Source organism: Stenotrophomonas sp. YJH_SMC_82, assembly GCF_059368875.1.
The window spans coordinates 149,665-162,450 of record NZ_JCAFSE010000004.1 but is presented as its reverse complement, the minus strand read 5'-3'; the positions used below and the strand labels follow the sequence as shown (position 1 = coordinate 162,450).

Here is a 12,786-nt window from a genome sequence, read left to right as displayed (position 1 = left end):
TCTGCTGGGGTCGGATCCCGTTGCTGCGCAATGGGCTCTGACCCCGCCTTTGCCGATCAGAGGGATGTGGAATCGCTCGGTCCGTGCTCGAACAATTCCCCCTGCACCACGGCCTCCTTTTCGCGGAACCCACCCAGCCCGACGCCGACCAGGCGGTAACGCGTCTCCGCCGGCAGGTCGACGCGGGCGCGCAGGGCCAGTGCGATGTCGCGCAGTTCTTCCATCGATTCCGGCGGGCGCTCCGGGGTGAAACTGCGGGTGAGGATGCGGAACTGCGCGGTCTTCAGCTTCAGCACCACGGTGTGGCCGACGCGTTCGGTCTTGCGCGTGGCATTCCAGGTCTTCTCCGCCAGTTGCACGATCGCCTCGCCCAGGTCTTCCAGCAGCAGGTCCTCGGCAAAGGTGTCCTCCGAGGAGATCGACTGTACCTGCTGGTCCGGTTCCACCGCCCGCTCGTCGATGCCGCGTGCACGGTTGTACAGGCTGCGGCCGAAACTGCCGAACGCCTCTTCCAGGTCGACCAGGGACCACTGCCGCAGGTCGCCGCAGGTGACGATGCCACGCGCGGCAAGTTTGCCTTCCATCACCTTGCCGACGCCGGGTACCCGGTTCACCGGCAGCGGCAGCAGGAACGCGTCCACCCGCTGCGGTGGAATCACGAACTGGCCATCGGGCTTGCGCCAGTCCGAAGCGATCTTGGCCAGGAACTTGTTCGGCGCGATCCCGGCTGAAGCGGTCAGGCTCGTCTCCTCGCGGATCTGCGCACGGATGGTGCGGGCGATATCGGTGGCCAGTTCGATGCCGCTCTTCGGCTCGGTCACGTCCAGGTAGGCCTCGTCCAGCGACAACGGCTCGACCAGGTCGGTGTGGCGCAGGAATATCTCGCGTACCTGGCGTGACACCGCCTTGTAACGTGCAAAGTCCGGCGGCACGAAGATCGCGTCCGGACACAGGCGTTCGGCGCGCAGCGCCGGCATCGCCGAACGCACGCCGAACACGCGTGCCTCGTAGGACGCCGCACACACCACCGAGCGCGCGCCGCGCCATGCCACAACCACCGGCTTGCCGCGCAGTGACGGATCGTCGCGCTGCTCCACCGACGCGTAGAACGCGTCCATGTCGACGTGGATGATCTTGCGCAGTCGGGTCATGTCAGGCGGAAAGGGCGGGGGCGTGTCGAACGGGCCACACGCCGAAGTATGGTCGTTGCACATCAACAGGATGCGCGTATTCCATTGAAAACACTACGGTTGCGTACGGTTGAAATGTTTGATCGGCGCAGTTTCCACGGGCATCCTCGAACGCTTGTTTCCCTGTTTCCCCGCTTCCAGGATTGTGCTTCATGACCCGTCTCCACGCGTTCAACCGCGAACAGCTGCTGGCCAGCGCACGCGGTGAACTGTTCGGCACCGCCGCCGGCCGTTTGCCCAACGATCCGATGCTGATGTTCGACCGCATCACCGACATCCACGAGGACGGCGGACCGCACGGCAAGGGCATGGTACGCGCCGAGCTGGATATCCGCCCGGACCTGTGGTTCTTCGGCTGCCACTTCATCGGCGACCCGGTCATGCCCGGCTGCCTGGGCCTGGACGCCATGTGGCAGCTGACCGGCTTCTTCCTGACCTGGCTGGGTGCCCCCGGCAAGGGCCGCGCACTCGGCTGCGGCGAGGTGAAGTTCACCGGCCAGGTACTGCCGGACGCCAAGCTCGTGCGCTACGAGATCGACATCAGCCGTGTCATCAACCGCAAGCTGGTGATGGCCCAGTCGGACGCCCGCATGTACGTGGATGACCGCGAAATCTACAGCGCGCGCGACCTGCGCGTCGGCCTGTTCACTGAAACCGGGAGCTTCTGATGCGTCGCGTCGTCATCACCGGCATGGGCATCACGTCCTGCCTCGGCAATGATCTGGATACCGTTTCGGCCGCGCTGCGCGAAGGGCGCTCGGGCATCACCGCCTTGGCCGACCATGCCGAAGCAGGCCTGCGCAGCCAGGTCGGCGGTCGCGTCGACCTCGATCTGGAGGCGCTGATCGACCGCAAGCAGAAGCGCTTCATGAGCGACGCGGCGGCCTTCGCTTACCTGTCCATGCGCGATGCCATCGCCGATGCCGGGCTCAGCCCCGAGCAGGTCAGCAACCTGCGCACCGGCCTGATCGCCGGTTCCGGCGGCGGCTCCAGCGAATGGCAGATCGGCGCGGTCGACCTGCTGCGCGAACGTGGCGTGCGCAAGGTCGGCCCGTACATGGTGCCGCGCACAATGTGCTCGACGGTCTCGGCCTGCCTGGCCACGGCCTACCAGATCAAGGGCGTCAGCTACTCGCTGTCGGCCGCCTGCGCGACCTCGGCGCACTGCATCGGCGCTGCCGCGGACATGATCCGCCACGGTGCGCAGGACATCATGTTCGCCGGTGGCGGTGAAGACCTGCACTGGTCGATGAGCGTGATGTTCGATGCGATGGGCGCGCTGTCGACCAGCTTCAACGAAACCCCGGCCAGCGCCTCGCGTCCGTACGACAAGGACCGCGACGGCTTCGTCATCGCCGGTGGCGGCGGCATGCTGGTGCTGGAGGACTACGACCACGCCGTTGCGCGTGGCGCGCACATCCATGCCGAGCTGATCGGCTACGGCGTGACCTCCGATGGCGCCGACATGGTCGCGCCGTCCGGCGAGGGCGCGGTGCGCTGCATGAAGATGGCACTGCAGGGCGTCGATCGCCCGTTGGACTACCTCAACACCCACGGCACCTCGACCCCGCTGGGCGATGTCACCGAGCTCAACGCGATCCGTGAAGTGTTCGGCGATGCGGTACCACCGCTGTCCTCGACCAAGGCGCTGTCCGGCCATTCGCTGGGCGCGGCCAGCGTGCACGAGGCGATCTACTGCCTGCTGATGATGCGCGATGGCTTCGTCGCCGGTTCGGCCAACATCGGCGAGCTGGACCCGAAGGTGGAGAGCTTCCCGATCCTGCGCGAGAGCCGCGAGCAGAAGCTGGACACGGTGATGTCCAACAGCTTCGGCTTCGGTGGCACCAACGCTGCGCTGGTGTTCGGGCGGGTGTGATTGAACAGGTGTGCCGACCAACGGTCGGCACCCACCAGAAGATGTGGAGCCGAGCCCATGCCCGGCTCAGTGCCAACCAAGGTCGGCACCCACCGCTACTTCGGCAGCAGCGGCAGCAGCAGGGCGTGCGCGTCCACCAGCGAGCCGACGATGCGGTGGCCCAGTGCGCGCAGCTCTTCATCCGGATGCACCAAGTCCGGCACCTGGATCACGGTCATGCCGGCGGCCAGTGCGGCCCGCGTGCCGGCCGGTGAATCTTCCAGCGCCAGGCAACGTTCGGGCGCCTGGCCCAGCCGCTGCGCGGCCAGCAGGTAGATATCCGGCGCCGGCTTCGGCCGCGCCACATCACCACTGGTGATCACGGCATCGAAGTACGGCAGCAGGCCTGCGGCCGCCAACTTGCGGTTGGCGCGCGGCTGCCGCGTGGTGGTCGCCACCGCACGCGGTACCGCGTGCGCCTTCAGCAGCTCCAGCAGCTCCAGGATGCCCGGCCGCAGCGGCAGCCCGGTCTGCGTGCGTGCTTCGTACAGCTCATGGCAACGTGCCGCCACCGCGTCGATCAGGCTGTCCTCGATGCCCTGCGCGCGCAGCAACACATGCGTATCGTGGTCGCCGAGGCCGACCATGCGCAGGAATACCGCTTCCTCCAGGCCCAGCCCGAATTCGTCGGCGGCCTCGCTCCAGCAGGCCAGCGAGACCCGCTCGCTGTCGATCATCAAACCGTCCATGTCGAAGATGACGGCGTCGGGCAGGAACGGCAGCGCAGCGAAGGGGGTCATGGAGCGAACAACGTATCCAGGTCGGTGGAAGTGAGCTGCCGCCATTGCCCTTCGTCCAGCCCCTGCAGGTCCAGCCCGCCGACGCGGCTGCGGTGCAGGGCCTGCACGTGGTTGCCGGTGGCGGCGAACATGCGGCGTACCTGATGGTAGCGGCCTTCATGCAGCACCAGGCGTGCGCGACGCGCCTCCAGCACTTCGAGTTCAGCCGGCAGCAGGGGCGTCTTCTCGGACTCCAGCATCAGCGTACCGCTGGCGAACAACGCCACTTCGTCGCCGCGCAGGTCCTCGCTCAACTCGACTTCGTAGACCTTCGGCAGCTTCGACTTCGGCGAGATGATCCGGTGCAGCAGGCCGCCATCGTCGGTCAGCAGCAGCAGGCCACTGGTCTCGCGGTCGAGGCGGCCCACCGTGGACAGCACCGGATCACGGTCGCGGAAGCGCGGCGGCAGCAGGTCGTAGATCAGGCGGCCGGTGTCCTTGGTCGAACAGGTGTAGCCGGCGGGCTTGTGCAGCGCGATCGACAGCCCCACCGGCGGGTCCAGCGGCTCGCCATCGACGCGGATCGCCTCGTGCGGCACCTGGTCATCGGCGTACAGCACCTCACCGTCGGCGTCGGTGACGCGGCCTTCGCGGAACATCCACTGCACCTGCTTGCGGCTGCCATAGCCCAGGTTGGCGATGAGCTTGACCAGCTTCACTTGCCCTTCCCCTTCACTGCTTCAACCAGCTTGAAACCGTCGCGCTCGGCGACCACGCGCACCGCACCGAAGCTGTCGTTGAGGGTGTGCTCGTACGGCAGATGGCGGTTGGCCACCACGTACAGGCGCCCGCCCGGGCGCAGCGCCTGCGCGGCCACGGCGATGAAGCGCTGGCCGATGTCCGGGCGGTCGGCACGCGACGGCGTGTGGAACGGCGGGTTGCTGATGATGACGTCGTAGCCCGGCTCGATGCCGGCGGTGACGTCGCGCCACAGGAAGCGCAGCGGCAGCGCGCGCGGCGGCGGCGCCAGGTTCAGTTCGGCCAGGGCCAGCGCACGCTGCTCGGCCTCGTACAGGTCCAGCGCGGTGATCTTCGGGCAGCGTTCCAGCAGCTCGCGCGAGAGATAGCCGTAGCCTGCGCCAAGGTCGGCGGCGCGGCCGGCCAGGTCGGCCGGCAGGTGCTCGGCCAGCAGCGCCGATGCCGGATCGATGCGGTCCCAGGCGAACACGCCCGGGCGGCTGAGGAAGCGTCCGCCCATGATCGGGCGCACCGCATCCAGCGCCGACCAGCGCTTGGCCAGGTCGGCGTCGTGCTGGCCCTGCAGCGGGGCGGTCCAGTACACGCGGCAGTGGTTCTTGGTCAGGCAGCCGCCGAGGCCGGCCAGCTGCTTGAGGTCGCCTTCACCGGAGCGCGCGCCTTCGTTGTTGGCCTGGCAGGCAACGATGTGGCCGCCCTCGGCGACCAGCGCCAACGCGCGGGCGAACAGCGCACGGGCTTCTTCACGCTGGCGCGGTGGCAGCACCAGCACCAGCGGGTAACGGCCCTTGCCGGCCACATCGTCCAGCTGGCCGCTGACGGTCCAGCCGGCGGCCTGCTGCAGCGGCTGCGCGAACGGGGCAAAGCTCTGTTCGCAGTGCAGCTCGCGGTTGCCGGCCGCTTCGCGCAGCGGCCAGCCATCGCGGGCACGCAGGAAAGCCACCGGGCCCTCTGGCCAGCGCAGGGCGCCTTGAGAGAACGGCAGGAGCAGGGTCTGCAGGGGGGCGTCGTCGCTGGAGGCCATCGGCGCGGGTACTTCAAGCGTGAGGGCCGTCCATTGTACCGGCTTGGCCGGGCCGGCCCCGGCAGGCCGCTTTGCGAAACCCGAACGGGGCCTTGATCTGCCAGAAACATTGAAACGTTCAGGGTAGAGGCTCCCCCCGGAAACCCAGGAGAACCTGCATGCGAGCCTTGTTCGTCGGTGGCGTCGTCGACAACAGTGAAATGGACCTGGAAGGCAGCCATCCGCCCGTGCACTACCCCGAGGACACCGGCGGCGGGCACTCGCGTTACCGGCTGCACCAGGTCGGCCATGGCGCCGATGGCAGCGTGGCCTATGCGGTATATGGCGCACCGGACCTGGCCGATGACGAGGTGGCGAGGGTTGCAGAGGAGCGGGCGTACGCACGCCGATTCGAGGCGACGCCGACCCTGTTCGAGCATTGACACACCGGTAGCGCCCGAGCCCACGCTCGGGCGACGGCGCAGCCGAGCGTGGGCTCGGCTCTACATCCGATCAAGGCGCCTTGGGTGGCAGGCGGTTGATGCTGGCAATCTCGTCCAGCCACACATGGTGCTGCTGCACCGGCGTGTCGTAGTCATCCAGGCGCAACTGGCCGTTGCTGCCTTCATCACCAGCGACGTTGCGGTACTGCTGCACGGTTGGCCTCACGGCCACCGTGCCGAGCAGGCGGCGGCCATCGTGCAGAATCAGTTCCACCTGCGTTTCGCCTTCCAGCTGCGGCAGCAGGGCTTCCAGGCGCGCGATCTGCGCCGGATCGGTATGGATACGGGGAGCTATGCGGGACATCGGCGACCTCCTGCATGCAGGGTCGCCGATCGGCCGTGAATGCTCAGTGCAGCGCGCTGTCGGCGCGGGGTACCTGCACCTTGCGTACCGCAGCCACCAGCTGCGCCACCGAGTACGGCTTGGCCACGTGTTCCTGGAAACCCGACGCCAGCGCACGGCGGCGGTCATCGGCACGCGCCAGCGCGGTGACGGCGACCGCGGGCAGGGTCGTGGCATCCACGCCCATGTCCTCGCGCAGCGTGCGCACCAGGCCATAACCATCCATGCCCGGCATGCCGATGTCGGTCAGCATCACGTGGTACTGCAGATGGCCGGTGTCGGCCAGCAACGCCAGCGCCTCACCGGCCGAACTGGCCGCCGACACGCTGGCGCCCTGCTCTTCCAGCATGCGCCGCAGGTACTCCAGCACTTCCGGCTGGTCTTCCACCGCCAGCACGTGCATGCCGCGCAGCGGATACGGCTCGACGATCACCGGTTCCAGGATCGGCCCGCTGATCACTTCGCGCAGCGGGCGCCGCTCGGCATCGGGAAGGTGCTGCGGCAGGCGCACGGTGAACGTAGCGCCATGGCCGTGCCCCTCGCTGGCCGCGGCGACCGTGCCGCCATGCAGTTCGACCAGCTGCTGCACGATCGCCAGGCCCAGTCCCAGTCCACCATGGCGTCGGGTGGTGGTGCCATCGGCCTGGCGGAAGCGGCTGAACAGGTGATTGAGGAATTCGGGTGCGATGCCATCACCGGTGTCGCGCACGGTGATCTCCCAGTGGTTGCCGTCGGCCCGCAGCTGCAGGTCGATGCGGCCTTCAGCCGGGGTGAACTTGATCGCGTTCGAGAGCAGGTTCCAGAACACCTGCTGCAGGCGCGTCGCATCGCCCAGCACCAGGCTCGGCTGTTCGGGCAGCTGCAGGTGCACGTCCAGTGCCTTGCCTTCGGCCACCAGTTCCTGCGCGCCGATGGCCTCGCCCAGCACCGTGCGCAGGTCCAGCACTTCCACCTCCAGCTGCACCTTGCCCAGCAGCATGCTGCTGAGGTCCAGCATGTCCGAGATCAGCCGCTTCTGCGCGCCGGCGCTGTTGGCGATCACGTTCAGGCCCTTGTACAGAGGGCTGGTGTTGTCCACACGCTGCAGCAGCAGCTCACTCCACCCGAGGATGGTGGTCAGCGGCGTACGCAGTTCATGCGACAGCGTGGCCAGGAACTCGTCCTTCAGCCGCGCCATGTTCTCCGCAGCGCTGCGCGCGGCGCGCTCGGACTGCAGCAGTTCCTCGCGGGCCAGTTCGATCTCGCGGCGTTCGGTCACGTCCGGGCTGCTGCCGGCCAGGCCGATGAAGCGGCCCATCCGCGAGAAACGCGGGCGTGCGTTCATCTCCAGCCAACGCCACTGGCCATCGGCGCGCCGCGCACGCACCAGCGCGTGCATCGAACGCTGCGCCTTCAGCGCTTCCTGCAGTTCGTATTCGAATACCGACGCATCGTCCGGATGCACCAGGCCGCGCCAGACATCTTCCGGCACACGCGTCTCGTCGCCACCGAAGAACTCGCTGAAGGCGCTGTTGACGAAACGGGCATGGCCGCGCTCATCGAGCACCCACACCGGCATCGGCAGGCCGTCGGCCAGCGCGCTGAAGCGCGCTTCGCTCTCGCCCAGCTCCACTTCCATCTGCTTGCGTGCGGTGATGTCGAAGAACAGGATGCCGACCTTGTCCTCGCCTGGCCGGCCCACGCGCACCGCGTCGACCGCGAACGAACGACCCAGCGCACGCGCTTCCATCTCGAACTGGGCAGGACGGCCGCTGCGTGCGACCTCGCCGTAGATACGGAACCAGTCCTGCTCATGGTTGGGTTCCAGCTCGGTCATGCGCTGTCCACGCGCATCCTTCAGCCCGGTGTGGCGCTCGAAGGCATCGTTGACCTCGAGGAAACGATAGTCGACCGCACGATCGCCCTCGAACAGCACCTGGATCACGCAGAAACCAGCGTTGATGCGCTCAAGCACGCCATGATGCAGGTCGGGTTCGGGCGCCTGCACCATCATCGGTGGGCGCTCCACGAGGGGCGGCAGTGTGGACAAGGGCGTCTGGACGGGCCGGATTGGAAGCACAGCATCTTCCAAAGCGCGTATTCACAGCGTCAAGCGCCGTCAGTCATGGTTGACGACGATGAATTGGCGGCAACCGCTCTTGTCGGTGTCGCAATCGGCCGTTGCGGTGGCTGGAAAGCGGGATCACACTCGATCTATAAATCGCATCGTCCCCGTCGATGGGACGCAGGAGACCGTCATGAACCGCTCGTTGGCCACTGCCCTGCTGCTGGCAGGCGCCCTCATGGCGGGCAGCGCGAACGCCGCGCCGCGCGCCGTCACCGATCCGGATGCGCCCCGCGCGCTGCAGGCCAATGGCCCGGTCAGCGTGAAGTGGGACGATCCAGCCGGATTCACCGAAATCCGCCAGAGCACCAACCGCTTCGAGGCCGAACGCGGCAACTGGGTGCAGCAGCTGGCCAGCTACGTGCAGACCACGGCGGCCAAACCGCTGCAGCCCGGGCAGACCCTGGACGTGACCCTGGTCGACATCAAGCGCGCCGGCGACTACGAGCCCTGGCACGGCCCGCGCGGCAGCGACATCCGGATCATGCGGGACATCTATCCGCCGCGGATCACCCTGCAGTACACGCTGAAGGACGCCAGTGGTCGCATCGTCGATGAGGGCGAAGCCAAGCTCAGCGACACCGGCTACCTGCACAACCTGGGGCTGAAGAGCGACAGCGATCCGCTGCGCTACGAGAAGCGCCTGATCGACGACTGGGTGAAGCGCGAGCTGAGCACGCGGGCTACTGCTGCACGATGATTCCGGGCAGCTCTACCTGCCGGCAGGTGTCGACCTTGGTCGACACGCATTGCACGGTGCCGACCAGGGTAGGCTTCTACCAGAGCCGAGCGCGGGCTCGGCTCTACACGTAGACTTTCGCCACGCGCTTGACCGCGCACGGCAGCTGGTAGGCACTCACGCCGCAGCGCGGCGCCAGTTCCGACAGCGTCGGCGCAGAACCCCACAGTTCCACCACACTGCCGATGCCGGCCTGCGCATGCGCGGTCAGGTCCACCGTCAGCATGTCCATCGACACGCGCCCGATCAGTACGCCGGGCTGGCCATCGATCAGTACCGGCGTGCCGTTGGGGGCGAACTGCGGATAACCGTCGGCATAGCCAAGCGCGACCACGCCCACGCGGGTGCGCGCCTTGGCCACGAAGCGTGCGCCATAGCCCACCGGCTCACCGGCCTCGATCCATCGCTCGGCAATCACCTTCGACTGCATCGTCATCACCGGGCGCAGGCGCTCGGTCAGCGCGGTGTTGTCCGGCAGCGGATTGGCGCCGTACAGCATCAGGCCCGGGCGCACCCAGTCGCTGCGTACATCCGGCCAGCCCAGCAGTGCCGGCGAATTGCACACGCTGGTCTCGCCGTCCAGGCCGTCGATGGCGCGCGCGAAGGTCGCCGCCTGTTCATGGGTGCGTTCGCTGTCCAGCTCGTCGGCACGCGCCAGGTGGGTCATCAGCACGATGCGCTCGACCTGCGGCAGCGCCGACAGGCGTGCATGCGCGGCGCGGAAGCTGTCCACGTCCAGGCCGAGGCGATGCATGCCGCTGTCCAGCTTCAGCCACACGGTCAGCGGGCGCGGGCTGTCGAATGCGACCAGCGCTTCCAGCTGCCACGGCGAGCCCACCGCGAACCAGAAATCGTGCTCGGCCACCAGCGCCATGTCACTGGGTTCGAAGATGCCTTCCAGCAGCAGGATCGGCGCACGGATCCCGGCCTGGCGCAGTTCCAGCGCCTCTTCGATGGTGGCCACGCCGAAACCATCAGCCTCGCCTTCCAGCGCCTGTGCACAGCGCATCGCGCCATGGCCATAGGCATCGGCCTTGATGATCGCCAGGGCCTTGCCACCGCCCAGTTCACGGGCAAGCCGGTAATTGCTGCGCAGGGCGCCCAGATCGATCAGCGCGCGGGCAGGACGCATGTGCGGTTCTCATGTTGCGGGGCGTGACCGTACTGGCCGTAGCGGAAAATATCCAGGCCTTCGGTGCTGATCTGCGGCTGGCGCGCGCTCATCAGGTCGGCCAGGTAACGGCCCGAGCCGCAGGCCATGGTCCAGCCCAGGGTGCCGTGGCCGGTGTTGAGGTACAGGTTGCGGAACGGCGTGGCGCCGATCACCGGCGTGCCGTCCGGCGTGGCCGGGCGCAGGCCTGTCCAGAACTGTGCGCGCGACAGGTCGCCGCCCTTCGGGTAGAGGTCGCTGACCACCAGCTCCAGGGTCTCGCGACGACGCTGCGACAGCGACAGGTCGAAACCGGCCACTTCGGCCATGCCACCGACGCGGATGCGGTCGTCGAAGCGGGTGACCGCCACCTTGTAGCTCTCGTCGAGGATGGTCGAGGTCGGCGCCATCGCCGGGTCGGTGATCGGCAGGGTCAACGAATAGCCCTTCAGCGGGTACACCGGCAGGTGCATGCCCAGCGGTGCGACCAGCGCCGGCGAATAGCTGCCCAGCGCGACCACGAAGCGGTCGGCGGTTTCCCGCTTGCCGTCGATGCGCACGCCGGTGATGCGGTCGCCCTCGAACTCCAGGCCGGTGATGTCCTGGTCGAAGCGGAACTCGACACCGGCATCCACGCACATCTGCGCCAGGCGGCGGGTGAACAGCTGGCAGTCGCCGGTCTGGTCACGCGGCAGGCGCAGCGCGCCGACCAGGCCATCGACATGCGCCAGGGCCGGTTCGGCCTGGATGATGCCGGCGCGGTCCAGCACCTCGTACGGCACGCCGTACTGGGCCAGGATCTCGATGTCCTGCGCAGAGGCATCCAGCTGCTGCTGGGTGCGGAACAGCTGCGTGGTGCCCAGGTCGCGGCCTTCGAACTCGATGCCGATCTGCGCGCGCAGCTCGTTCAGGCAGTCGCGGCTGTACTCGGACATGCGTACCATGCGCGCCTTGTTGATCGCGTAGCGCTCGTGGGTGCAGTTGCGCAGCATCTGCCACAGCCAGCGGTACTGGGCCAGGTCCATGCCCGGCTTGATCGCCAGCGGCGCGTGCTTCTCGAACAGCCAGCCGATGGCCTTCTTCGGCACGCCCGGGGCTGCCCACGGCGAGGTGTAGCCGAACGACAGCTGGCCAGCATTGGCGAAGCTGGTCTCCAGCGCCGGGCCGGGTTGGCGGTCGATGACCGTGACTTCAAACCCGGCCTGTCGCAGGTACCAGGCACTGGTGGTGCCGATCACGCCGCTGCCGAGGACTAGGACTCGCATGGGACTTCTCCAACCCGATCATTCCCTGCACTGGAGCGTGCCGGGACCATAATTGGGGAAGTATAGACAGCCAATCCCAGTTGATTTGCCTGATTTGAAATCAACCGGCAGGATGTTCTCCTGCAATTCATTCCCCAAGGTTGACGGCCATGGCCACCCGTACCCGCGAACTGGACAAGATCGACCGCAAGATCCTGCGCATCCTGCAGGCGGAGGGCCGTATTTCCTTCACCGAACTGGGTGAGCGGGTCGGCCTGTCGACCACCCCGTGCACCGAGCGCGTGCGCCGGCTCGAGCGCGAAGCGGTGATCACCGGCTACCACGCCCACCTGGACCCGGCGGCGGTGAAGGCCAGCCTGCTGGTGTTCGTGGAGATCAGCCTGGCCTACAAGTCCGGTGACATCTTCGAAGAGTTCCGGCGCGCCGCCCTGAAGCTGCCCAATGTGCTCGAGTGCCATCTGGTCTCGGGCGACTTCGATTACCTGCTGAAGGCGCGGATCAGTGAGATGGCCTCCTACCGCAAGCTACTCGGCAGCACCTTGCTGACACTGCCGCATGTGCGTGAATCCAAAAGCTACATCGTGATGGAAGAAGTGAAGGAAACGCTGAGCCTGCCGATTCCGGATTGAGGCGGTCGCAGGTTGGGGTCAGAGCCCGCGTTGCGGGATCCGGCCCCGGTCAGGGATTGCGAGGGGTCAGAGCCCGCGTTGCGGGATCCGACCCCGGCCAGGGATTGCGAGGGGTCAGAGCCCGCGCAGCGGACTCTGACCCCGGTCATGTCGACAGTCAGCGCTGCTGCGGATGCTTCTGCGAGCGCTGTTCCTGCTGCTTGCCACCCTTGTGCGGCTGCTGCGGTTCCATCTGTTGCTGTTGCTGCTGATGCTGCGGGTTGCGGCCCTGCGGTTCCTTGCCGGGATGACGGTTCTGCTGGTTTTTCATGATCGCGATCCAGTGGACAAAGGACATGCGGCGGCGGGATGCCGGCGCAGGGCCACGGTGGTCCCGGCACGGTTAATCGCAGGCGAAAAAGCAGTGATCGGCAGGATGTTGTTTTCGTGCGTTCAGGCCGTGCAGTGTGTGGAAGCTGCCACCCTTGCCT

At 67.3% G+C, this 12,786-nt stretch carries 14 protein-coding genes; 5 read left to right on the top strand and 9 right to left on the bottom strand.

Annotated features, from left to right (window positions below):
- Nucleotides 1-56: 56 nt before the first annotated feature.
- The gene (gene dinB, locus AC5P53_RS16115) at nt 57-1,151 is read right to left on the bottom strand and encodes a DNA polymerase IV (protein WP_134808473.1); all 1,095 of its coding nucleotides are present in this window, start codon (nt 1,149-1,151) and stop codon (nt 57-59) included.
- A 191-nt stretch (nt 1,152-1,342) separates the two neighbouring features.
- Between dinB and fabA the strand changes: the two genes are divergently transcribed.
- Nucleotides 1,343-1,858 (top strand): 3-hydroxyacyl-[acyl-carrier-protein] dehydratase FabA, encoded by a 516-nt coding sequence (gene fabA / locus AC5P53_RS16110; RefSeq protein ID WP_014035851.1) that lies wholly within the window; start codon nt 1,343-1,345, stop codon nt 1,856-1,858.
- Complete coding sequence (gene fabB, locus AC5P53_RS16105) at nt 1,858-3,066, top strand: beta-ketoacyl-ACP synthase I (RefSeq protein WP_014645811.1); 1,209 nt, start codon at nt 1,858-1,860, stop codon at nt 3,064-3,066. Before fabA ends, fabB begins: the two co-directional genes overlap by 1 nt.
- 95 nt (nt 3,067-3,161) lie before the next feature.
- Here fabB and AC5P53_RS16100 read toward each other — a convergent pair whose 3' ends face one another.
- From AC5P53_RS16100 to AC5P53_RS16090, 3 genes are read right to left on the bottom strand one after another with little or no spacing between them, the layout of a single operon-like run.
- Nucleotides 3,162-3,845, bottom strand: coding sequence for an HAD family hydrolase (locus AC5P53_RS16100; protein ID WP_134808472.1), 684 nt, complete (start codon nt 3,843-3,845; stop codon nt 3,162-3,164).
- A complete protein-coding gene (locus AC5P53_RS16095; RefSeq protein ID WP_014645809.1) occupies nt 3,842-4,543 on the bottom strand; it encodes a pseudouridine synthase in 702 nt (233 codons plus the stop codon). The genes AC5P53_RS16100 and AC5P53_RS16095 overlap by 4 nt, the downstream gene beginning before the upstream one ends.
- A complete protein-coding gene (locus AC5P53_RS16090) occupies nt 4,540-5,604 on the bottom strand; it encodes a class I SAM-dependent methyltransferase (RefSeq protein ID WP_288496813.1) in 1,065 nt (354 codons plus the stop codon). Before AC5P53_RS16090 ends, AC5P53_RS16095 begins: the two co-directional genes overlap by 4 nt.
- 158 nt (nt 5,605-5,762) lie before the next feature.
- Between AC5P53_RS16090 and AC5P53_RS16085 the strand changes: the two genes are divergently transcribed.
- Nucleotides 5,763-6,026: a hypothetical protein gene (locus AC5P53_RS16085; RefSeq protein WP_005407925.1), complete on the top strand. Its 264-nt coding sequence runs from the start codon at nt 5,763-5,765 to the stop codon at nt 6,024-6,026.
- A gap of 70 nt (nt 6,027-6,096) precedes the next feature.
- On the opposite strand, the gene AC5P53_RS16080 is transcribed toward AC5P53_RS16085, so the two are convergent.
- Together AC5P53_RS16080 and AC5P53_RS16075 are read right to left on the bottom strand one after the other, a co-directional pair.
- Nucleotides 6,097-6,390: a DUF3247 family protein gene (locus tag AC5P53_RS16080; protein WP_032959238.1), complete on the bottom strand. Its 294-nt coding sequence runs from the start codon at nt 6,388-6,390 to the stop codon at nt 6,097-6,099.
- A 43-nt stretch (nt 6,391-6,433) separates the two neighbouring features.
- Nucleotides 6,434-8,422: a hybrid sensor histidine kinase/response regulator gene (locus tag AC5P53_RS16075; protein WP_014645806.1), complete on the bottom strand. Its 1,989-nt coding sequence runs from the start codon at nt 8,420-8,422 to the stop codon at nt 6,434-6,436.
- A gap of 244 nt (nt 8,423-8,666) precedes the next feature.
- Here AC5P53_RS16075 and AC5P53_RS16070 point away from each other — a divergent pair, with 244 nt between their 5' ends.
- Complete coding sequence (locus tag AC5P53_RS16070) at nt 8,667-9,233, top strand: DUF3016 domain-containing protein (RefSeq protein WP_014645805.1); 567 nt, start codon at nt 8,667-8,669, stop codon at nt 9,231-9,233.
- Between the two features lie 103 nt (nt 9,234-9,336).
- Here AC5P53_RS16070 and alr read toward each other — a convergent pair whose 3' ends face one another.
- Entirely contained in the window at nt 9,337-10,404 is a 1,068-nt protein-coding gene (alr, locus tag AC5P53_RS16065; protein ID WP_241887247.1) for an alanine racemase, read from the bottom strand.
- Complete coding sequence (locus AC5P53_RS16060; protein ID WP_014645803.1) at nt 10,383-11,687, bottom strand: D-amino acid dehydrogenase; 1,305 nt, start codon at nt 11,685-11,687, stop codon at nt 10,383-10,385. Before AC5P53_RS16060 ends, alr begins: the two co-directional genes overlap by 22 nt.
- Nucleotides 11,688-11,836: 149 nt before the next feature.
- Between AC5P53_RS16060 and AC5P53_RS16055 the strand changes: the two genes are divergently transcribed.
- On the top strand, nt 11,837-12,316 hold the full coding sequence (locus AC5P53_RS16055; RefSeq protein ID WP_004140558.1) for an Lrp/AsnC ligand binding domain-containing protein: 480 nt from the start codon (nt 11,837-11,839) through the stop codon (nt 12,314-12,316).
- A gap of 157 nt (nt 12,317-12,473) precedes the next feature.
- Here AC5P53_RS16055 and AC5P53_RS16050 read toward each other — a convergent pair whose 3' ends face one another.
- The gene (locus AC5P53_RS16050; protein ID WP_014645802.1) at nt 12,474-12,653 is read right to left on the bottom strand and encodes a hypothetical protein; all 180 of its coding nucleotides are present in this window, start codon (nt 12,651-12,653) and stop codon (nt 12,474-12,476) included.
- Nucleotides 12,654-12,786: the final 133 nt, after the last annotated feature.